The 21,386-nt window shown below is 64.6% G+C and carries 22 protein-coding genes, 1 tRNA gene and 1 other RNA gene; 6 read left to right on the top strand and 18 right to left on the bottom strand.

Annotation, left to right across the window (positions count from 1 at the left end; all coding sequences use genetic code 11):
* The first annotated feature begins 24 nt into the window (after positions 1-24).
* Positions 25-624, top strand: a complete 600-nt coding sequence (locus tag ACNEOT_RS12640) for a TetR/AcrR family transcriptional regulator (RefSeq protein ID WP_415974381.1) — start codon at positions 25-27, stop codon at positions 622-624.
* An 8-nt stretch (positions 625-632) separates the two neighbouring features.
* Here ACNEOT_RS12640 and ACNEOT_RS12635 read toward each other — a convergent pair whose 3' ends face one another.
* A complete protein-coding gene (locus ACNEOT_RS12635) occupies positions 633-1,421 on the bottom strand; it encodes a fructosamine kinase family protein (RefSeq protein WP_415974380.1) in 789 nt (262 codons plus the stop codon).
* Between the two features lie 55 nt (positions 1,422-1,476).
* Here ACNEOT_RS12635 and nadE point away from each other — a divergent pair, with 55 nt between their 5' ends.
* Complete coding sequence (gene nadE, locus ACNEOT_RS12630; protein WP_415974379.1) at positions 1,477-2,322, top strand: ammonia-dependent NAD(+) synthetase; 846 nt, start codon at positions 1,477-1,479, stop codon at positions 2,320-2,322.
* A gap of 27 nt (positions 2,323-2,349) precedes the next feature.
* Here nadE and ACNEOT_RS12625 read toward each other — a convergent pair whose 3' ends face one another.
* Together ACNEOT_RS12625 and moaA are read right to left on the bottom strand one after the other, a co-directional pair.
* The gene (locus tag ACNEOT_RS12625) at positions 2,350-2,604 is read right to left on the bottom strand and encodes a MoaD/ThiS family protein (protein WP_415974378.1); all 255 of its coding nucleotides are present in this window, start codon (positions 2,602-2,604) and stop codon (positions 2,350-2,352) included.
* Positions 2,597-3,655 carry a GTP 3',8-cyclase MoaA gene (gene moaA, locus ACNEOT_RS12620; RefSeq protein WP_415975129.1) on the bottom strand — a complete coding sequence of 353 codons (1,059 nt, stop codon included), beginning with the start codon at positions 3,653-3,655 and terminating at the stop codon, positions 2,597-2,599. Before moaA ends, ACNEOT_RS12625 begins: the two co-directional genes overlap by 8 nt.
* 177 nt (positions 3,656-3,832) lie before the next feature.
* On the opposite strand from moaA, the gene glp reads away from it, so the two are divergent.
* Genes glp through ACNEOT_RS12605 form a run of 3 tightly spaced genes read left to right on the top strand, consistent with a single transcriptional unit; the run spans position 3,833 to position 6,436 of the window.
* Complete coding sequence (gene glp, locus ACNEOT_RS12615; protein WP_415974377.1) at positions 3,833-5,023, top strand: gephyrin-like molybdotransferase Glp; 1,191 nt, start codon at positions 3,833-3,835, stop codon at positions 5,021-5,023.
* On the top strand, positions 5,011-6,030 hold the full coding sequence (gene moaCB, locus ACNEOT_RS12610) for a bifunctional molybdenum cofactor biosynthesis protein MoaC/MoaB (protein ID WP_415974375.1): 1,020 nt from the start codon (positions 5,011-5,013) through the stop codon (positions 6,028-6,030). Before glp ends, moaCB begins: the two co-directional genes overlap by 13 nt.
* On the top strand, positions 6,023-6,436 hold the full coding sequence (locus ACNEOT_RS12605) for a molybdenum cofactor biosynthesis protein MoaE (protein WP_415974373.1): 414 nt from the start codon (positions 6,023-6,025) through the stop codon (positions 6,434-6,436). The genes moaCB and ACNEOT_RS12605 overlap by 8 nt, the downstream gene beginning before the upstream one ends.
* 2 nt (positions 6,437-6,438) lie before the next feature.
* On the opposite strand, the gene ACNEOT_RS12600 is transcribed toward ACNEOT_RS12605, so the two are convergent.
* Both ACNEOT_RS12600 and ACNEOT_RS12595 read right to left on the bottom strand, forming a co-directional pair.
* A complete protein-coding gene (locus ACNEOT_RS12600) occupies positions 6,439-7,482 on the bottom strand; it encodes a CobW family GTP-binding protein (RefSeq protein WP_415974372.1) in 1,044 nt (347 codons plus the stop codon).
* An 11-nt stretch (positions 7,483-7,493) separates the two neighbouring features.
* The gene (locus tag ACNEOT_RS12595) at positions 7,494-8,612 is read right to left on the bottom strand and encodes an N-acetylmuramoyl-L-alanine amidase (RefSeq protein WP_415974371.1); all 1,119 of its coding nucleotides are present in this window, start codon (positions 8,610-8,612) and stop codon (positions 7,494-7,496) included.
* Positions 8,613-9,151: 539 nt separating this feature from the next.
* Between ACNEOT_RS12595 and ACNEOT_RS12590 the strand changes: the two genes are divergently transcribed.
* Positions 9,152-9,496, top strand: coding sequence for a histone-like nucleoid-structuring protein Lsr2 (locus ACNEOT_RS12590; protein ID WP_415974370.1), 345 nt, complete (start codon positions 9,152-9,154; stop codon positions 9,494-9,496).
* 147 nt (positions 9,497-9,643) lie between these two features.
* Here ACNEOT_RS12590 and ACNEOT_RS12585 read toward each other — a convergent pair.
* The 13 genes from ACNEOT_RS12585 to prfB form a co-directional block, all read right to left on the bottom strand.
* Positions 9,644-9,716 (bottom strand) — tRNA-Ala (locus tag ACNEOT_RS12585).
* A 127-nt stretch (positions 9,717-9,843) separates the two neighbouring features.
* Complete coding sequence (locus tag ACNEOT_RS12580) at positions 9,844-10,590, bottom strand: DsbA family protein (protein ID WP_415974369.1); 747 nt, start codon at positions 10,588-10,590, stop codon at positions 9,844-9,846.
* Positions 10,591-10,600: 10 nt separating this feature from the next.
* The gene (locus ACNEOT_RS12575; RefSeq protein WP_415975128.1) at positions 10,601-11,785 is read right to left on the bottom strand and encodes an MFS transporter; all 1,185 of its coding nucleotides are present in this window, start codon (positions 11,783-11,785) and stop codon (positions 10,601-10,603) included.
* Between the two features lie 65 nt (positions 11,786-11,850).
* Positions 11,851-13,491: a phosphoglucomutase (alpha-D-glucose-1,6-bisphosphate-dependent) gene (gene pgm, locus ACNEOT_RS12570; protein ID WP_415974368.1), complete on the bottom strand. Its 1,641-nt coding sequence runs from the start codon at positions 13,489-13,491 to the stop codon at positions 11,851-11,853.
* Between the two features lie 169 nt (positions 13,492-13,660).
* Positions 13,661-14,031: a transfer-messenger RNA gene (gene ssrA / locus ACNEOT_RS12565) on the bottom strand.
* Between the two features lie 65 nt (positions 14,032-14,096).
* Entirely contained in the window at positions 14,097-15,548 is a 1,452-nt protein-coding gene (locus tag ACNEOT_RS12560) for an SDR family NAD(P)-dependent oxidoreductase (protein ID WP_415974367.1), read from the bottom strand.
* Positions 15,549-15,579: 31 nt separating this feature from the next.
* Entirely contained in the window at positions 15,580-16,434 is an 855-nt protein-coding gene (locus tag ACNEOT_RS12555) for an EamA family transporter (protein ID WP_415975126.1), read from the bottom strand.
* 8 nt (positions 16,435-16,442) lie between these two features.
* Positions 16,443-16,916 carry an SsrA-binding protein SmpB gene (gene smpB / locus ACNEOT_RS12550; protein ID WP_415974366.1) on the bottom strand — a complete coding sequence of 158 codons (474 nt, stop codon included), beginning with the start codon at positions 16,914-16,916 and terminating at the stop codon, positions 16,443-16,445.
* 83 nt (positions 16,917-16,999) lie between these two features.
* Complete coding sequence (ftsX, locus tag ACNEOT_RS12545) at positions 17,000-17,905, bottom strand: permease-like cell division protein FtsX (RefSeq protein WP_415974365.1); 906 nt, start codon at positions 17,903-17,905, stop codon at positions 17,000-17,002.
* Between the two features lie 66 nt (positions 17,906-17,971).
* Positions 17,972-18,661, bottom strand: coding sequence for a cell division ATP-binding protein FtsE (ftsE, locus tag ACNEOT_RS12540; protein WP_027496574.1), 690 nt, complete (start codon positions 18,659-18,661; stop codon positions 17,972-17,974).
* 86 nt (positions 18,662-18,747) lie between these two features.
* On the bottom strand, positions 18,748-19,197 hold the full coding sequence (locus ACNEOT_RS12535) for a hypothetical protein (RefSeq protein ID WP_415974364.1): 450 nt from the start codon (positions 19,195-19,197) through the stop codon (positions 18,748-18,750).
* A complete protein-coding gene (locus ACNEOT_RS12530; protein ID WP_415974362.1) occupies positions 19,194-20,093 on the bottom strand; it encodes a mechanosensitive ion channel family protein in 900 nt (299 codons plus the stop codon). The genes ACNEOT_RS12535 and ACNEOT_RS12530 overlap by 4 nt, the downstream gene beginning before the upstream one ends.
* Before the next feature lie 5 nt (positions 20,094-20,098).
* Positions 20,099-21,211, bottom strand: a complete 1,113-nt coding sequence (gene prfB, locus ACNEOT_RS12525) for a peptide chain release factor 2 (RefSeq protein ID WP_415974361.1) — start codon at positions 21,209-21,211, stop codon at positions 20,099-20,101.
* Positions 21,212-21,386: the final 175 nt, after the last annotated feature.

Below are 21,386 nucleotides of genomic sequence, written 5' to 3'. Positions count from 1 at the left end.
TTCCCGGCAAGGTAGGCTCGAACTGTGAACGGCCCGATGCTGCCCATTGCGGGCGAGGACTCCGAGCGGTGCGACGCAGCGCGCAACCGTCGATTGCTCCTCGACGCCGCAACGGATCTGGTCGCGACGGTCGGAGCCGACGCCATCACGATGGACGCGGTGGCCACGAAAGCCGGAGTAGGCAAAGGCACAGTGTTCCGACGGTTCGGAAACCGCGCGGGTCTGATGCGCGCCTTGCTCGACCACACCGAGAAGAAGCTGCAGCACTCGTTCATGTTCGGCGATCCCCCACTCGGCCCCGGAGCCGCTCCCATCGACCGTCTCGTTGCCTTCGGCCGAGCTCGGCTCGAGTTCGTCAACGTTCAGGGCGAAGTCCTACGCGCTGCCGAGAACTCCGACGACGCGCGGTACTCCGCCCCGGCGCACATGGTGAACTTCACCCACGTCCTGTCGCTGCTCCGCGCAGCCGAGGTGGACGGAGATCTCGAACTGCTGGCGTACTGGCTCCTCACACCACTCGAAGCGACCCTGGTGTTGCATCAGTATCGCGATCTCGGGATGCCGATGGATCGCCTGGCCGACGGCTGGGAAGACTTGGTACGCAGGGCAACTCACGTTCGGTAATTGTCTGCTCAGAGCCCCATGACGGCCATGGCCGCAGTATGCAACGCGCTGCCGTAGGAGCGGCCGTGCCCAGCCGCGTGGACGGCGAGCGGGTGCAGCTGATGCACAGCAGTGCGTTCGCGCCACCCTGCTCGCAGCGGCCACACCGCCTCGTAGCCGTCGACGACAGCGTCGAGATGGGGGCACCCGAAGAGCGCCAGCATCGCCAGGTCGGTCTCACGGTGGCCACCGTGGGCTGCAGGGTCGATCAGCACCACTCCCCCGTCGGTCCAGAACACGTTGCCGTTCCACAGATCTCCGTGAATACGGCTGGGCAGCTCTGCGTCGTCGAATTCACCGTTCGCGATGCGTTCGCATGCCCTCTCGACCGTCACGGTCTCCGACTGCGACACGGTGCCTGCATCGACTGCGATTCGGAGAAACGGCACCACTCGTTCGGCCGCGTAGAAAGCACCCCATGTCCGGTGCACCGCACTGCTCATCGGCCGGGAACCGATGAACAACCGACCCGAGAACGACGAACCATCGGAGTCGATCGGAGGAGCTCCGAAACCGGCCGCGCCACTGCTGTGCATTCGAGCCAGTGCTCTACCGAATCGGTTGGCCATCGGCACTGTCGGACGGGCCGCGGTGAGCCGTTCGAGCTCGATGTAGGTCGGCCCGTGCCCCAGGACTCGAACGACGGGCGCCTTCGCCTCGCCGAGCCAACGAAGACCGGTGGCCTCGGCCGCGAAGAAGTCGGGGTGCGCCTGGGGGTTTCGCTTCACGAAAGTATCCGAGGATCCGCTCACGACCACCGACACTACGCACGGCGCGGGACCGCATACCCGCACCCGTCATTAGGATGACGTGATGGGACACATCAACTCGGAATTGCGCTCGGGGATCATGCGTGAGCTGGCAGTGCAGTCGACCATCGACCCGATCACGGAGGTCCGCAGGCGAGTGGACTTTCTGAAGGACTACCTGGCGTCGACGCCGGCCTCGGGATTCGTACTCGGCATCAGCGGCGGACAGGACAGCACGCTCACCGGCAAGCTCGCCCAACAGGCCGCGACCGAACTCAGAGCCGACGGACACGAGGCCGAATTCGTTGCCGTTCGCCTTCCCTACGGCGTGCAGGCCGACGAGGACGACGCATCGATCGCACTGAAGTTCATCGATCCCGACCGGACGGTGACGGTGAACATCAAGGACGCTGCCGACGCCGCTGCGGCCGCGACCGCGGAAGCGTTGAGTGCCTCCGAGATTCGCGATTTCGTACGAGGCAACATCAAGGCTCGCCAGCGCATGGTCGCGCAGTACGCAGTCGCGGGCGAACTGGGCTACGTCGTCGTGGGCACCGATCACGCCGCCGAGGCGATCACCGGCTTCTTCACCAAGTTCGGCGACGGCGGGGTCGATCTGACTCCGCTGACCGGCTTGAGCAAGCGACAGGGCGCGGCACTGCTGCGGGAATTGGGTGCGCCGGAAAGTACCTGGCGCAAAGTTCCCACCGCTGACCTCGAAGACGACCGTCCGGCCTTACCCGACGAGGAAGCGCTCGGCGTGACGTACGAGCAGATCGACGACTACCTGGAGGGCAAGGACGTCACCGAGGAGGTGGCAGACAAGCTGGAGAAGATGTTCCTCGCGACCCGTCACAAGCGCACGGTGCCGGTGACGCCGTTCGACGATTGGTGGAAGAGGAGCAGCTGAACGACGCTGCCGGCGACTGGGGTTTCCTCAGCCGCCGGCGAAGGGCGGCAGCACATCGACCCTGCTGCCGATGGCGCGATCCAGGTCCCGGGTGAGGTCGTCCCCCACCAGATAGGCCGACACCCGCAGGATCGGCTCCATCGGCGCGCCGTGCCGGGACAGGATCAGCTCTCGCAGGTCTGCGAGAGTGGCCCCGAGCGGCACGGTCACGTACTCGGACTCACAGTGCGACGCGTCGACCGCGGCAGCGAAGTACCGCACCTCTACCTGAGTGTCACCCACCGATTGCCCCCATGCTGCGGGTAGGAGGTACGAAGCCGTCGGCTCCGATGCCGTGCCCTGCCCACTTGTTCCACATCGCCCCGCGCCATACGGCGGCCAGCTCGTCGTCGTTCGCGCCGCCGCGTAGAGCCGCGCGTAGATCGGTCTCGTCGTCACTGAACAGGCACGACCGAATCGTTCCCTCGGCCGTCACCCGCGTGCGGTCGCAATCTCCGCAGAACGATCGCGTCACCGACGCGATGATGCCCACGGTGGCGTCGGAACCGTCGACGCTCCACTCCTCGGCCGGGGCGGACGGATCGGCGCGGCCCACGGCTCGCAGATCGAAGGACGTCGACAACTCGTCTATCAGGGTCTGGGCGTCGACCATGTTCTCGCGAGCCCACTCGTGATCGGCATCGAGGGGCATCTGCTCGATGAACCGCAGCGCCACCCCTTCGTCGAGGCACCAGCGAAGCAGATCGACGGCACCGGCCAATGTGTCGCGCATCAGAACGGCGTTGACCTTGACCGGACCGATCCCCGCGCGCTTTGCTGCCCGGATTCCGGCGAGCACGGACGGCAATCGGTCTCGTCGCGTCAACCGCGCGAAATGCTCGCGATCGACGGAATCCAACGAGACGTTCACCCGGGTCAACCCGGCCTCGGCCAGGGACTGCGCCCGGTGCTCGAGACCGACGGCGTTGGTGGTCATCGACAGCGGAACACCCTGCGCTGCATCGGCGGACAGCCGCAGAATCTCGTCGAGATCGCGACGCATCAGCGGCTCGCCTCCCGTGAAGCGCACGTCTCGAATGCCCAGCAGACGCACCGACACCGAGACCACTCGCGCAATCTCGGCGGGAGTCAACAGAGCTGCTGCGGGAATGGCAGGCAGGCCTTCCTCCGGCATGCAGTACGTGCATCGCAACGAGCACTTCTCGGTGATGGAGATTCGCAGGTCGCGTGCAACCCGGCCGAATCGGTCGATCAGATGCGGCACGTCCGGCCGATCGGACACCGAGTTCGCACCGCCTGCGAGGGAACCGGTGCCGGTGCCGAAACCGGGAATGCCGAGCGAGGTGACACTGTCGACCGTCACCTAACGCCTCACCTTCGTCGAAAATCACGCCTGTCGTCTACGTGTCTACCCAGTATGCCGCAGCCCACACCGGGCGGCCCGATCGGCGTGCCTAGGATTGACACCCATGACGGCTGAGCACCTGCGCGTAACCATCGGACCGCCGCAGTGAGCGCCGTGTCCGTCGAGGAACATGCCGCGGCGATCGAGGCCCTGCTCGCGGCGCTGGCCACCAGAACCGCGCAGCGCATTCCTCTCACCGACGCACTGGGACGCGTCTCGTACGAGGACGTGCGATCACCGGTCGACCTGCCCCTGTTCCGCAACTCGCAGATGGATGGCTATGCGGTGGATGCCCGGTCCGTGGCGACGACCCCGGTCACGCTTCCGGTCTCGACTGTCATCGCCGCAGGCCCGACGGGATCGGCACCGCTGGCTCCGGGGAGCGCTGCCAAGATCATGACGGGTGCGCCCATTCCCGACGGAGCCGACGCCATCGTCCCCGTCGAAGACACCACGGCGACGACGGCCGGCTCCGTGACGATCGAAAAGAGCCGCGCAGCAGGTGAATTCGTTCGCGAGCAGGGCAGCGACGTGCGCACCGGAACAGTCCTGGTCGAAGCAGGCCGAGTGCTGGAACCCCGGCACATCTCCGTTCTCGCGGCCGTCGGTCTCGGCGAGGTCGACGTCCGCTCGCGTCCTCGCGTGGCCGTCGTGACCACCGGTGCAGAACTGGCCGACGCCGGAACGACACTGACGCCGGGCCAGATCTACGACTCGAACGGAATCACCCTCGCCGCACACCTTCGTGCCAGCGGCGCGGAGGTGGTCGCCGTCGCGCGCAGCTCCGACGATCCAGCCCGATTTCGCGAGATACTCGACGCTGCAACAGAATCTGCAGAGCTGATCATCACCTCCGGCGGGGTGTCGATGGGCGACTTCGAGGTGGTCAAGGACGTGCTCGGACCACTCGGCGGCAACTTCGGATCGGTTCGCATGCAGCCGGGCGGGCCTCAGGGCACCACGGTGTTCGACGGCATTCCCGTGCTCAGCTTCCCCGGCAATCCCGTCAGTACCGTCGTCTCGTACATCATGTTCGCGCGCAACATCGTTCGGCGAGCGGCCGGCCTACCTCCGGTGCTCTCGTCCACCGCGGCCCTGTACGAACCGATAGTGTCACCGCCCGGCAGAAGGCAACTGTTGCGTGGCCGCCTGCGCGACGACGGCCGGGTCGAGCTCGTCGCCGGGCCTGGCTCTCACCTGGTCGCCGCACTGGCCTGGGCGGACGTACTGATCGATATCGATTCCGAGACAACCGAACTCGCTGCAGGATCCCACGTGGAGGTATGGCCGCTGTGACCACCGACGCCCCGCACGCCCACCTGTCCCATCTCGACGATCAGGGGCGCGCGCGCATGGTCGATGTTGCGCACAAGAAGGAAACCGCGCGCACGGCCGTCGCCGCCGGTGAGTTCGTCACCACCGCCGAGGTCATCGCGCTCGTGCGTGCGGACGACATGCCCAAGGCCGACGTGCTCGCCACCGCGCGTATCGCGGGTATCTCGGCGGCCAAGCGAACGTCCGAACTGATCCCGCTGTGTCACCAGCTCGCGCTCTCGTCGGTGAAGATCTCGTTCGGATTCACCGACTCGTCCATCACGGTCGAGGCGACGGCACGCACCACCGGACGCACCGGGGTGGAGATGGAAGCACTGACCGCGGTCGCTGTCGCCGGCCTGACTCTGCACGACATGGTCAAGGCCGTCGATCCGGGTGCCACCATGAACGGTGTCCGACTGATCACAAAAGACGGTGGCAAGCACGGACATTGGCAACGGGACGACGCGGAGGTCTCCCCCACCGCTGCCGCTCCACCACTCTTCGAGTCCACCCGATCCGCGGTCGTTCTGGTGGCCTCCACCGGTGGCGCGCGGGGAACTCGGCCCGATACCACCGGCCCCACCATCGCATCCTGGTTGACCGATCGGGGCTTCAGCGTCCGAGGTCCACTGGTGTTCGCGGACGCCGATATCGCAACGGGCCTGCACGAATCCTTGCGCGGCGAACCGTCGTTGATCATCAGCACCGGCGGTACCGGTGTGTCCCCCACCGACGCGACCCCCGAGGCCACGGCGGCGCTCATCGACATCGATATGCCGGGCATTGCCGATGCGATCCGAACCCGCGGAACATCTGCGACGCCGCACGCGGTGCTCAGCCGAGGCGTCTCAGGCCTCATCGGACGCACACTGATTGTCAATCTGCCGGGCTCGCCGGGTGGCGTGAAGGACGGACTCGCCGTTCTCGACCCGCTCCTCGACCATGTGCTGGCCCAGATCGCCGGAGGAGGATCACACGATGAATGAGCTCGTCGCCCGCATCTCGAACGAACCGTTGAGCACTACCGAAGTCGAAGCAGCGGTTCAGGATTCGCATCACGGAGCCGTAGTACTGTTCAGCGGAATCGTGCGTGATCACGACGGCGGTCACGCCGTGGAGACTCTGGAATACCGCGCACACCCCGACGCAGAACGCTTCTTGAGCCGGTGCTGCTCGGAGGTATCGGCAGAGACCGGACTGGCGGTGGCCGCGGTACACCGCGTCGGCGATCTGCGCGTCGGCGACCTCGCGCTCGTCGCGGCCGTCGGTTCGGCTCATCGCGCCGAAGCGTTCGAGGCATGCGCCCGACTCGTCGAACGCATAAAGGCCGAGGTTCCCATCTGGAAGCGCCAGGGATTCGAGGGCGGTCGTACCGAGTGGGTAGGGCTGTAGAACTACCCGGTCTCGAGGTAGCGATGGACCGGGAGCATGGCGGAGACGTCGTTGCTGTCGTCCGGTCTGCGAACACAGGCACGTAACCGTTGCTCGACGGCCGGCGCGTCGAGCTCGGTACCGATCAGCACCAACGAGGTCTGTTCGGCCTCACCTCGAGCCCACGATGCGGCCTCGAATCGAATGTGTCGGCCCACCGTGTGCACGATGAACTTCTTCGTATGGCCGGCAATCGCGAAATGCACGAAACCTTTGATGCGGTAGAGGTTTCCGGTGGGATTCTCCAGGAACTCGATGAACCGGCGCGGCTCGACGGGATCTGTCGTGACGAATTCGGTGTGCGAGTACTGCGCGTGCAGGTGACGCTCGTGGTCGTGATCGTCGTGGTTCTCCCGGAGAAGCTCGTCCAACGACAACTGCACGGCCATGGTCGAATCGACCGAGAGATCGTCGCGACGGTCGAACAGCAACAGCGGATCGACGCGACCGAAGGCGACCGGCACCACGGGCACGTCTGCGACGAGAGACCGCACCGTCGCCACGACCGCGGAACGCTCGGTCTCCGAGACCGCATCGGACTTGTTGAGGACCACCAGATCGGCCAATTGCAGGTGTTGGTCGATTTCGGGATGCAGAATGCGAGTCTGCGGAAATTCCACCGCGTCGACGACCCCGACGAGACCGCCGTAGACGATGAACTCGTTCTCGCTGCCACGGACCATTCGGATCAAGTTGCGAGGCTCGGCCAATCCACTGGCCTCGACCACGATCACGTCGATGGCCGAACGGCGATGCGCCAACGCGTCGAACATCGCGTCCATGTCGCTGATGTCGACGGCGCAACAGATGCAGCCGTTGCCCAGAGAAACCATCGAATCGACCTGCCCGGCCACGAGCATCGAATCGATGTTGATTGCTCCGAAATCGTTGACCACGACCCCGATTCGAACACCCGAATCATTGCGCAACAGGTGATTGAGAAGAGTGGTCTTGCCTGCGCCGAGAAAGCCGGCGACTATCACCACCGGAATCTTTCGACGCGCCACGGCGTCCGAGACTACCGGTCGGCGATAATCTGCGTCAGCAGGCCTCGAGCGAAAGTCGACACACTGCTCACGTTCTCCGGTGTCGCGAGCGATTCGAGGCCGTCTGCGCCGAACGATTCGACATACGGTGAGACGCTCTCGAGCAGTCGCGACAACGCGCTACGCCCCGCGACTGCGGGACCTGTGTCGGTCGGCGCTGTCGCGGTGGGTGCTGTTGCGGTGGACGCGGTGGCGTCGGACGCCGACGTCCCAGCCGGGGCTGCCGCAGGTGTGGTGGCGGACTCCGCTGCCGTCGCGGACGGGGTCTCGGCACCGAGGAGGTAATCGATGATTCCCGTCGAGATGGCAATTGCGTGCTTCAGCTGGCCGTCCGAGCTCTCGAGCAGAGCGGCGTCGTCCGGGTTCGATCCGTTGCCCATCTCCACGAAGACGAGAGGCACGGTGGTCAGTGCAGGTCCAGCCACATCCGATCGCTCCTGAATTCCGTTGTCCACGCCTGCATAGTTTGCTGGATCGAAACCGGCGCGAACGTAGGAATCGCGCATCAGACTCGATGCCGAACGTCCACCCTCGGACTGTGCAGCATCGGCCGCGGCGTCGGGAATCGGCAGCGTGGGCACGATCAGATGGAACCCGTGCTTGCCGGTGTCGGTTGTCGTGCTCGTCGAGTCCGCGTGGATGCTGACGGCGACGTCGGCGCCCGACGCGCTGGCTGCCCGCGCCCTCTCGTCGACGCATCCGCCCCAGCCGGCATCGTCCGCTCGACTGGTCTTCACCGTGGCTCCGAGGCTCTCGAGGCTCGACCGGACGAGCTCACTCACCTTCCAGTTGATGGTGTGCTCGGGTATGCCGTCGAGGGTCGTCATACCGGTGGTCTGACAATCCTTGGTGCCGCCACGTCCGTCGTTCACCTGACGTTGCAGGTTTTCCGAATGCGCGGTGCCCTGATGGCCGGGATCGAGAAAGACTGTCTTGCCCGACAACTCGGTGCCTGCGGCCGGCGTGACGCTCGACGGTGCTGTGGCAGACGGTGCTGTGGCAGACGGTGCGGCGACCGCCGGTACGGCCACGAGCACGGCGGCACCGAGCGTCCCGGCGCACATCAATGCTGTTGCTGCCGCCCTGGTCATCAGTGCAGGTTTCATATTTTCTCGAACGCACCGAAGAACTCGGCGCGCTGCTCCCCTCTCGGCCCCTCGGACACCGTCGGTCGGAATGGGGGCACCGATGCTTCGGGACACCACACGTCACAACAGACACTTGCGTCTCAAGTGAAGCAGAAATAGTCGACGTCGCGCATCGAGTCGACATTCGTTAGTGAAACGTCTGCGTTTCGTGACCGGTTCGTTGCCTCGGTCCGACGGCACTCCAGCCGGGTTCGCGGATCCCGTTACACACGAACGCGAACCGACTCAGCGATGGAAACAGGTATTGAAACCGGACAGTTCGTCTTTCTTTCCGAAAAGGAGGAAGCGCATCGCTCGGAGAATGCCACTATCGATCACCTCGCCGGTTTCCGTGAACCGACGGATCGGATTCTGTGGGAATTCTGCGAATCGAGTAACGATGCCCCGTCACGCATGGATAAACACATTGTTCAGCCGTATAGTCACTTCAGTTCGATCTGGACATCCCCGCATCATCCCCTGCACCATTGGAGAGCTCAAGCATGGCCAGAAAAGTCTATGTGCAACTAGTCGACGACATCGACGAAAAACCGATCGAATCCGGTGGCGAACACATAACCTATTCGGTCAACGGAGTCAGCTACGAAATCGACCTGAGCGACAAGAACGCCAAGGAATTTCACCGCAAGCTCGACTATTACATCGAGCATTCCACCAAGCTCGGTGGAAAGCGGACCAAGAAGTCGAGCGCTCCCGCAACCGGTGCCAAGCGCGACGCGAATCAAACCAAAGCCATCAGAGAATGGGCCAAGGCGAACGGCCACAACATATCCGCGCGCGGCAGAATCCCCGCCGAGGTAGAGCAGGCTTTCGACGCCGCACACTGACCCCTACGACTACCGAATCGGCTCCGGGCACGACATACGGATGCCGATTCGATAGCCGCCGGAACCGAAACGAGAAAAGCGCCGCCCGATGGGCGGCGCTTTTCTTGTTGAACACAAAGACAATCTCGGTGGAGCTTGCCATCTCGGTGGAGCTAAGGGGACTCGAACCCCTGACCCCCACACTGCCAGTGTGGTGCGCTACCAGCTGCGCCATAGCCCCGAGTTACTGCGTGCTCCCGCTCATGCGGTTGCTCGAACGAAGTTACACCATCTCTCCCAGCAGCAACAAATCACCTGGTGCGGCCCCTACCGAACAGTCGACAACCGGCCGCAACCAGGTCAGAGAATCAGTTGATCGACGCCAACCATTCCGAGTCACCGAGAGCATCGACAACCTGCCCGTCCACGAGCACCCCCGGGGTACCGCGCGCACCCGAGGCTGCCAGCGCGTCCCGTCCGGTGTTCGCATCGGCCACTGCAGCATCGCGCTGTGCACCGCTGGCGATGCACTGTGTCGCCAGGTCACTCGCCCCGGCAGATCGGGCAAGTTCTGCGAGTTCGGCATCGGTTCTGTCGGAATCGCTGCCTTCCTCGGGGCGAAATTCCGGGTCGAACAGCCCGGCGTGAAAAGCGGAGTAGACCCGCGCGTTCTCCGTCGCTGCCACACAGTGCGACGCCGCGACCGCACGCGTCGAATAGTCACCCGACGCGGACTGCGGATCGAGAAAATTGACCAGGTGGTAATTCACCGAGACAACGCCGTCGTCGATCTTCTGGGCCAACTCCTGCCCGTGTTTCACTTCGAGGTCGCCGCAGAACGGGCACATGGGATCCTCGAACACATCGATCACACGCCGCGCTTCCGGCCGGGCCAGTTGCACCACGCCGTCTCCCGGCAAGAACATTTCGACCGCGGGGTTCTTGACGGTTCCGTAGCCATCGTTGCGCGGGGCATCATTTCCGCTCTGCCACATGATCGCAACCACGATGACGATCACCACCACAACGAATGCGATGCCGCCCAAGACGTAGGTCATCGTATTGGAGGTTGCCTCGGGTGTGTGTTTCGTCTTCGATATCTTCTTCTGGCTCACACTGCGAATACTACGGTTGTGCGCCCTGGGAGCGCTCGCGCCCGAGAGTGTCCGGAACACGCGACCACCACACTCCGGCCAGCAGAAGCAATGCACCCGTCACCGCGAAGGCCGGACCGAACGAGACCCGCTCCACGATCATTCCCGCGACCACCGGGCCGATGACCGCGCCGACATCGGACGCCATCTGGAAGGCAGCCAGTACGGTCCCCCCGCGTGCCTTCGACCCGATCACGTCGGCAACCGTGGCCTGCTGGGCCGGGCTCATCAGACCCGATCCGACTCCGGCGATCAACGACACGACGAGGAACAGCACAGGATCCTGCACATACCCCATCACGACGGTTCCCAGGCCGCACACCGCCAGGCCCCCCACCATGAAAGGCTTGCGGCCGCGCACGTCGGACAGGCGACCGGCGCTGGTGAGAACCAGCGCATTGCCCACTGCGAACACGGTCAGCGCGATGCCCACGAACACCTCGGACCGCTGCATCGCCTCGACGACGAACAACGGCACCAAAGCCACCCGAACCCCGAACACCGCCCAACCGTTGGCGAAATTCGACGCCAACGCAGCCTGATACGACGGAATTCGCAGCGCTGCGAGCAACGACATCGTCGGCGGTGCAGTGCCCTTCTCCGGCTTGACCAGATCGGAATTCCCGAGGGTGAAATACACGACCGCTGCGGCGATCACGAGCGCCACGGCATAGATCACGAACGGCACGCGTAGACCGAATCCGACCAGCGCGCCGCCGACGAGCGGCCCACCGATGGTTCCCATCAGGAAGCTCGTCGCGTACAGACCGGAGATGCGACCGCGACTCGAGGATGGACTGATCCTGATCAGCAACCCGAGAGCCGACACCGAGAACATCGTCGAGCCGATTCCGCCGAGCCCGCGAAAGACCAGCAGCTGCCAGTACGTCTGGGCCAGAGCGCATGCACCGGTCGACACGGCGACGATCAGTAGCCCGATCAGGTACACGGGCCGTTCGCCCAGCCGCTGAACCAGAGATCCACTGGCGGGCGCGAACAGCAACCGCATGAGGGCGAAGGCGCTGATGACTGCCGAAGCAGCCGTGTATCCGACACCGAACTCCCGAGCGAACTGCGGCAACGCGGGAGCCACGATGCCGAATCCGAGAGCGATGACGAACGCCGCCGATACCAGCACCCAGATCTCCGGTGGCAGCTTGCCGCCGGGTCGGAGTGCCGGATCGGGCGTCGAACTCTCGTTTTCGGGTGAAGGTGTGTCGGTCACGAGCTTCCGAGTGCGGACGACACCAGTTCTCGTGCTGCGGCCTGCACACGAGCGAGATGCTCCTTGCCCTGGAACGACTCTGCGTAGATTTTGTACACGTCTTCGGTTCCGGAAGGCCGCGCCGCGAACCAGGCGCTTTCGGTAGTCACTTTCAAGCCGCCGAGACCAGCTCCATTACCCGGAGCCTCGGTCAGCGTTGCCGTGATCGGTTCGCCGGCCAACTCGGTGGCGGTGATCTGGTCGGGAGACAGCTTGGCGAGAACGGCCTTCTGCTCCCGTGTGGCCGGTGCATCGACCCGCGCGTAGGAGGGATCGCCGAACGTGGCGGTGAACTCGCCGTAGCGCTGCGACGGCGTCGACCCGGTCACTGCTGTGATCTCGGACGCCAACAGGGCCAGAATGATGCCGTCCTTGTCGGTGGTCCAGACTCGGCCGTTGTGTCGGAGAAACGACGCTCCGGCGCTTTCCTCACCGCCGAAGCCGAGCTCACCGGCCAGCAGACCCGGGACGAACCACTTGAACCCGACCGGCACCTCGAGCAGACGACGACCGAGACCTCCGACGACCCGGTCGATCATGGACGAACTGACCAACGTCTTGCCCACTGCGGCCGTGGGTGACCAATCGGGTCGGTGGGTGAACAGGTAGTCGATGGCGACGGCGAGGAAGTGATTGGGATTCATCAAACCGCCGTCGGGAGTGACGATGCCGTGCCGATCCGAGTCGGCATCGTTACCCGTCGAGATGTCGAAACGATCGCGAGCAGCGATGAGCGACGCCATCGCGTTCGGCGACGAGCAATCCATCCTGATCTTGCCGTCCGTGTCCAGCGTCATGAAACGAAAAGTGCCGTCCACCAACGGGTTCACCACGGTCAGGTCCAGATTGTGCCGCTCGGCGATGGCATCCCAGTAGTCGACACTCGCGCCGCCGAGCGGGTCGGCACCGATACGAACCCCTGCTGCGCGAATCGCATCGAGATCGAGAACGTTCGGCAGGTCGTCGACGTACGTGCCGAGGAAGTCGTAGCGCGAGACACTTCCCGCGAAGGCCTGCGCGAGGGTCACCCGCTTGATGCCCGAAATGCCCTCGCGCAGAAGCTCGTTGGCGCGCGCGGCGATGACCGACGTCGCGTCACTGTCGGCCGGACCGCCGTGCGGAGGGTTGTACTTGAAGCCTCCGTCTCGCGGCGGATTGTGCGACGGAGTAACCACGATCCCATCGGCCTTCGCCGTCGGCCCGGACTCGTTGTACCGAAGAATTGCGTGGCTGACCGCGGGGGTGGGGGTGTACCTGTCCCCCGAATCGACCAGCACGTCGACGTCGTTGGCCGCCAACACTTCCAACGCCGTCGTCCAGGCAGGTTCCGACAACGCGTGGGTGTCGCGGCCGATGAACAACGGCCCGGTTGTTCCCTGAGCCGACCGGTATTCCACGATCGCCTGCGTCGTCGCCAGGATGTGCGCCTCGTTGAACGCGGAGTCCAGACTCGACCCTCGATGCCCGGACGTGCCGAACACCACCTGCTGGCTCGGTTCCGACACATCGGGAACCCGCGAATAGTACGCGGTCACGAGCTGCGAAAGATCCACCAGATCCTCCGGCAGTGCAGTGGTTCCAGCTCTCTCGTGCGCCACGATGCGCCTCCTCATTGATTGACGAAACCGAACTCGGTCGACGAACCGAACTCTCGATCAACCCTAACGCCGTGGCACGACAACCGGCGTACCCGAGGCGCGATGCGCCGACCCGGCCACGGGTGAAGAAACGAAAAAACCGGGCCGAGAGTATCTCTCGGCCCGGTGACAGTGGAGCTGCCGGGAATCGAACCCGGGTCCTCTGCTGCATCGCCAGGGCTTCTCCGTGTGCAGTCCGCTATGCCTCTACTTGGATCTCCCGATCTCGCGAACAAGTCAGGATGACGATCCCAGCCACTGTTTGATGTTCCTCATCATCCCGCGGCCGGATGAATCGGTAAGCCCTCTAGCTGATGCCAGTACCCGGACCGAGGGCAAGCCCGGACTGACAGACACGCAGTCGCTACTTAGGCAGCGAGTGCGTAGTCGCGCTGATTGGAATCGGCGCTTATAAGGTTGCGATGACGCTTACGGTGGTCTCTCGCCTGCACCGACACGCTTCCCCTGACTCAACATACAAAGTCGAAACCGTTCAGCCCCGTATGTTCCCGAACATTGTGTCCGGGCTGTTCAGTGTAACGCCTCCCGCGGGCACAATCATCCCGTTAATTGCCGGACCGTCGATCCAGGGTGTTGGACGCGGCATCGGAGTCGACGCGCTGCACCACCGTGCGCAACATTCGACGCGCCAGGACCAGGCGGGCCGGCAGCGAGGCGTACCAGACCGCGCGACCGGCCAACCCGCGCGGAAAGAACACCAGGCGCTGCTCGATCGTCGGCTGCTTCGCTGTTCCCCCGACCGTCAGGTCGAGCCAGGCCTCGCCGGGAAGTCGAGTCGAGGACTTCAGGCGCGTGGTGTGCTCGGTGCCCGACGCGGATGCGTCGGGTCCGGTCAGGTCGCGGTGCCAGCCGGTGAGAACGTCGGCGTCGGCCAACCGTTCCAGTGCGGGTCGGATCGCGGTCGATTCCGCCGAACTGCGGGCGACCCTGGTGTCGGTGTAGACCACCTCGCCGGCCCAATCGGGGTCCGAGGGCAGCGGATCCGACGGTGCTGCGGTGCCGGTGGCGTCGGTCCACCGCGTCTCCACCTCTCCGTCGTCGATCTTGCGCAGCGCCAATCGCACGGAGTCTCGGTAACCGGTCAAGCCGCCGTCCGGGCGCGGCACGACGGCATCGATGTCCATTTCGTGGCCGACCGCGTCGTATTGGAGGGATTCGATGAGCGGCATGGCCAGCCCTCGAGGAATGGGTGTGACCAGCCCGATCCAGTGGCCGGCCAGTCGCGGAGTCAACACCGGGAGAACGATGATCCGACGCTGCCGCAGACCTGCGACATCGGCGTAGATGTTCATCATCTCGCCGTACTGCATCACGTCGGGTCCACCGATGTCGAATGTCCGGGACTCGGTGATCGGGGCGCTCGCGGCACCGATCAGATAGTGCAGGACGTCGCGTACCGCGATCGGCTGGATGCGGTTGTGGACCCACCGAGGTGTGGTCATCACCGGCAACCGATTCGTCAGGTGCCGAATCATCTCGAACGAAGCCGAACCGGAGCCGATCACCACGCCCGCCTGCAGCACGACCGTCGGGACCCCCGACTCGATCAGAATGCGCCCCACCTCGGCGCGCGACTTCAGGTGCGGAGAGAGCTCGCCGGTCGGCGGGTGCAGTCCACCGAGGTACACGATGCGACCCACGCCGCACGCAGCCGCGACGGCTGCGACGTTCTCGGCGCTGTCGCGTTCGGTGTCGGCGAAATCCGAGTGGCCAGCGGTGCCCATCGAGTGCACCAGGTAATACATGATGTCGACTCCGCTGAGCGCTTGCTTCAGCGATTCCCGATCGCTGAGATCACCCTGGACGATCTCGACATCTGCCGCCCACGGCACGGTGTCGAGCTTGGCAGGCGTGCGCGCCAGGACCCGGACCGTGTATCCCTCGTCGAGAAGTCGCGGAGCCAATCGTCCGCCCAGGTATCCCGTGGCACCGGTGACCAGGACGCGAGGCGAACCCCCGGGTGCGGAGGTGTCGGAGGCAGAGTCGAAAGATGTCATAACCGGGGTCATTACCCCCGCGGGCCGCAAGCTAACCGGCGAGCGCGATCATCGCTATCGCACCGAGCGCCAGCGCCATTCCCACCTTCTGCAGGGTTCCGACTCGCTCGCCGAGCATCACCATCGCCAGCAGCACCGTTGCCGCGGGATACAGCGAGGCGATGACACTGACCAGCGACAGGAGGCCGCCCTGATAGGCGTAGATCATCGCGGCATTGGCAACGACGTCGAGCACGCTGACGAATGCCGCAAGTTTGAGCACGCTGCCGTGTGGAGGCGAGAAGTGCCCGGATGCCAGGGCGACGATCCACACCACCGCGGTTGCCGAGGCCCGCGATGCCGCCAGCGGCCACAGCCCACTGCCGTCGCCGATCTGGTGCAGAAAGATGAACGCGAAGGCGAAGGTCACCCCCGACCCGACCGTCAACCACGCCACGGTCCGGGTGAACGTCATTTCCCGACCGCCTGCAACCTCACCGGTCACCTCGTCCGGCGATTCCCTGCTGACCAGCACCACGGCCACCAACGCAACGACGATGCCGACGAAGGCGATGACGCCTGGACGCTCCCCGATGGACAGCCCGACCAACACCGGAATTCCGGCGACCAGAACAGCGGTGACGGGCGAGACCACAGCCATCGGCCCGGCGGCGAGGGCGAGGTAGAACCACCAGACCGCAACTCCGCCTGCGACACCGGAGGCAAGTCCCCACAACATCGCCGGGAGCTCGATGGTGCCGCCGACGAACGGTGCGACGAGCAGAACGATCACCAGCGACAGCGGGTAGGACACGATCACCACCCGCAGGGCGGCGACACGGCGCGATGCGACACCGCCCACGAAATCGCTCACCCCGTAGCCGACGGCTGCAACCAGAGCGAGCAGAACAGCGGTCAGCGCATGCCCTTCACCCGACGACCGAGCTCGCGAGTCACTTCGCGCTCGGCGGTGCGCTTGGCCAGCGACTGCCTCTTGTCGTAGTCCTGCTTGCCCTTGGCGAGCGCGAGTTCCACCTTGACCTTGCCGTCGGAAAAGTACATCGACAGCGGTACCAGCGTCAGGCTGCCTTCCTTGACCTTGCCTGCGAGGCGATCGATCTCGCGGCGATGAAGGAGGAGCTTGCGATTTCGACGTGGCGCATGGTTGGTCCAACTACCGAGTGTGTACTCGGCGATGTGCAGCCCGCGCAACCAGATTTCACCGTCGTCGACGGTCGCGAACGCGTCGACCAACGAGGCCTTGCCGTCACGCAGGCTCTTGACCTCGGTTCCGACGAGGGCAACTCCGGCCTCGACGATGTCGAGTATGGAGTAGTTGTGCCGCGCCTTGCGATTGGTCGCGATGGCCTTGCGGCCCTTCTCTCTCACTGCAGGGCCCTTTCTCGAGCATTCGCCGCGGGGATCGGTTCCACGGGCAACCGCTCCAGCATAGAACCGAACGGCAAGCGAATTTATTCGCGCACGTACAGGCGCAGCGTGATGTAGGCCGTCACTGCCGCCATGCCGACCCCCACCAGCGCGAGGAACGGCGAGACGAGCAGCACGTCGCTGTTGGATATACGGGCCAGGATATTGGCTTGGTACACGTCGGAGAGCACGTCGTCGATGAACATGTTCTTCGCGGTGAACAGGCCCGCGATGGCCAGTGCCGAGCCGATCAGAGCCGCCACCACTGCCTCGAGCAGGAACGGCAATTGGGTGTACCAGCGAGTGGCACCCACCAACCGCATGATGCCGACCTCGGTTCGCCTGGTGAACGCGGCAATCTGAACCATGTTGGCAATCAACAGGATTGCGGCGATGGCCTGCACCGTGGCGATGGCGAAGGCAGCGTTGCGCACACCGTTGAGCACACTGAACAACCGCTCGACCAGGTCACGCTGGTTGAGCACGCTCTGCACACCCGGTCGGTTCTCGAAATTGTCGTTGATCACCCCGAAGCGCTCCGGGTCACTGAGCCGCACCTTGAACGACGCGGGAAAACTGTCGGCGCTGACCAATTCGGCCAGTTCGGGCTGATCCTTGAACACGCGCTCGGTGGCATCCTTCACCGCGTCCTCGCGGTTGAGGTACTGCACCGTGACCACCGAGGGCGTGCTCTCCAGATCCGAGCGCAAAGTGGCGCAGGTCTCCTGAGCACAGTCCGGATCGGTCGCGGAGATGTCGTCGGTGAGGAAGATCTGCACTTCCACCCGATCGAGGAAGATCTGCTGCGTCTTACCGGCCATCTGCACCACGAGCAGTCCGCCGCCGAACAATCCGAGCGAGATAGCCGTGGTCAAGATCATGGCGATCGTCATGGTGATGTTGCGACGAAGTCCGGTGAGGACCTCGCTGAAGATGAAACTTGCGCGCATCGCGGAATCCGAGCCCTTCGATTCGTTCGGTCGAGAAGTCTGTGGCGGTCCTGTCGGTGGGCGGCGTCAGCGCCCGACGCCGTAGACCCCGCGAGCCTCGTCGCGTACGACTCGTCCGTTGTCGAGCTCGACGACGCGTCGACGCATCGAGTCGACGATGTGGTTGTCGTGGGTGGCCATCAGCACGGTGGTTCCCGTGCGGTTGATGCGCTCGAGCAACAGCATGATGTCCTGGCTGGTATCCGGATCGAGATTTCCGGTCGGCTCGTCCGCGAGCAGGACGAGCGGGCGGTTGACGAACGCCCGGGCGATCGCGACGCGCTGTTGTTCACCGCCGGACAGTTCGTTGGGCAGGCGGTCGGACTTGCCGCCCAGGCCCACCAGGTCGAGAACCTCCGGGACGGTGCGCTTGATCATCGAGCGCGGCTTACCGATCACCTCGAGGGCGAACGCCACGTTCTCCACGACCGTCTTCTGTTGCAGCAGCCGGAAGTCCTGGAACACGCAGCCCATGCTCTGCCGCAACCGCGGGACGCGTCGGGCCGCCAGCCGGTTGACGTGGAAATCCGCAACGTGGATGTCGCCGGAGGTGGGCGTCTCCTCCTTGAGGAGCAGCCGCATGAACGTCGACTTGCCCGATCCCGAAGGACCGATCAGGAACACGAACTCACCCTTGTCGATGGAGACCGTCACCTTGTCCAGGGCAGGCCTGGTGGAGGTCTTGTAGGACTTGGAGACATTCGAGGTGCTGATCACGGGTCGCCAGTGTAGTCCCTACTCGCCGGTAACCGCCGGAACTGCTCGGGCGTCGCGGCGAGTCCCGAGAGACGGTAAAGAATGCCTCAGCGCGACGGCGTCGGCGCAGGTGAGGTGGGTATGAGCGACTGAATCGCAGGCGGAAGCGGCACGCCGAACGGCGCGGTCGTCGTGGTCGGCACGGTCGTCGTGGTCGCCTGCTGACCGGATTCGTCGACGCTTCCCGATCCATCCGGATCGGTGGTCGCCGTCGGAGTCGGCGTGGTGGTCGCCTGACGTGAGGGAGTCGGTGCGTAGGTCTGCGGCTCGGTGTAGGTGTTCAATTCACCTGGGTCCACCGCTACCGGTCCCTGGGTCGCTTGCTCGTTCCGCTCGGCAATCTCAATGCTGACCTGGCCGTAGAGCAGACCGGTCAGGACGAAGCAGACACCGAACGCAACGGTGGACGTTCTGACGCGGCCGAAGATCTTGGCCGGGATGCGCCACTGCCGCCAATTGCGCTGCGGAAGATCGGTCCCGGTGTCCGGTGTGCTCACTGCTCCTCCGTCCGATCTCGTCCCGACGATTCCGGTGCCACCCCGGCCGTACTCACGTCCGGAGCGACACTGATGCCTTCCGGCCGCAGTGCGGCAGCGACTCGGACTCGAAGCTCTCGTCCCACCTGAAACTGCTTGCCCGGCAGGGTTCGCGCCACCAAGCGGACGTTGACCTGCCCCACCTCGATACTCTCCACGCCCATCACTGTCGGTTCGTCGAGCAACAGCGGACGCAACCTGGTGTCGGCGAATGCGTCCCGTCCGACCGCCCGGAGCAGAGCGTTGACCTGCGTGAGATCGGCGGTGCTCGGCACGGGCACATCGACGACCGCGCGGGCCCAATCCTTGGACAGATTGATGGCCTTGACGATCTGTCCGTTCGGGATGGTGATGACCTCGCCGTCCACACTGCGAACCCTGGTCACTCGCAGCGTCACGTCCTCGACCGTTCCCTCGGCGTCTTCGGCAGAGCCGTTGACGGCGATCTGCACCACGTCACCGAAACCGTACTGGCGTTCGGTGATGATGAAGAAGCCCGCGAGAATGTCCTGCACGACGCGCTGCGCTCCGAAGCCAAGGGCCGCACCGATGACCGTCGCAGGGGCAACCAGGCCGCCGACCCCGAAACCGAAGCGGCGCAGCACCTCGATGGTGACGAGAATGTAGATGAGCGTCACGGCAACCCAGGTGATCACCTGCGCCAGTGCATGGCGATGTTTGGCGGCCTCGGACCGCACCAGCGCGTCACTGTGTTGGTAGTTCCGGTCGATACGAGCGGTGATCCGCGAACCGGTCCAGGTGACGAATCGCGCGGCCAGCAGTCCACCGAGGATGTACAGCACGATCCCGAGGGCGTTGAGCTTCAGGTCAGGCGTCGGGTTGAACCAGTTCGTCATCGGTTCTACTGCTCCCCTCGCATCCGCCAACGGATTCCCGATTCCAGGAATCCGTCGATGTCTCCGTCGAGAACAGTAGACGGATTGTTCACCTCGTACTCGGTACGGAGGTCCTTGACCATCTGATACGGGTGTAGCACGTACGAGCGCATCTGGTTGCCCCAGGAGCTGCCGCCGTCGCCCTTGAGCGCATCCATCTCGGCGCGTTCTTCCTTGCGCTTGACCTCGAGCAGCTTGGCCTGCAGCACGCGCATCGCCGACACCTTGTTCTGCAGTTGCGACTTCTCGTTCTGACAGGTCACGACGATTCCCGTCGGGATGTGCGTCAACCGGACGGCGGAGTCGGTGGTGTTGACCGACTGGCCACCCGGCCCGGACGAGCGGTAGACGTCGACGCGAATGTCGCCCTCGGGGATCTCGATGTGATCGGTCGTCTCGACGACAGGAAGGACCTCGACCTCGGCGAACGACGTCTGGCGACGCCCTTGATTGTCGAATGGGCTGATCCGCACGAGCCGGTGCGTGCCCTGCTCCACCGACAGCGTGCCGTAGGTGTACGGGGCCTTGACGGCGAACGTCGCGCTCTTGATCCCGGCTTCTTCGGCGTACGACGTGTCGTAGACCTCGACCCCGTAGCCGTGCTTCTCGGCCCAGCGGATGTACATGCGCATGAGCATTTCGGCCCAGTCCGCGGCGTCGATTCCGCCTGCACCCGAACGGATGTTGACCAGTGCGTCGCGCGCGTCGTACTCGCCGGACAGCAGTGTCCGCACTTCCATGGCCGCGATGTCCTCTCGGAGGGACGCGCGCTCGGCGTCGGCATCGGCGGTAGCCGACACGGCTGCCTCGTCCTCTTCGCCCTCGGCCAGCTCGTACAGCACCGGCATGTCCTCGAGCCGCTGCCGGAGTTCCTCGACCCGTCGGAGTTCTGCCTGCGCATGTGAGAGCTGGCTGGTCACCTGCTGAGCATGTTCCTGGTCGTTCCACAGGTCCGGCGACGCCGCCTGATGTTCCAACTCGTCGATGCGTCGCCGCAGCTCCTCGACGTCGAGAACCGACTCGACGGTGGACAGAGTGGTGTCGAGCTCGGCGAGGTCTGCAGAAACGTCGGGATGCACGAGAGTCAAGGTTACCGGCACGCGAACCCGAACCCGACCGCCCCCGAGCCCAGGCTGTGCGGCGACAGAAGGACACCGCTCTCGTCGACCGTTCGACTCGTGCTGATTTGAACCCTCGTGAGGTGTCGAACCACTTGTTAGCTTTCGGGGTATCGACTTATGCGCACGTCGACAT

This window comes from Rhodococcus sp. 077-4, assembly GCF_047782425.1.
In the GTDB taxonomy this organism is placed as follows: domain Bacteria; phylum Actinomycetota; class Actinomycetes; order Mycobacteriales; family Mycobacteriaceae; genus Rhodococcoides.
This window is presented reverse-complemented; position numbering and strand designations above follow the sequence as displayed.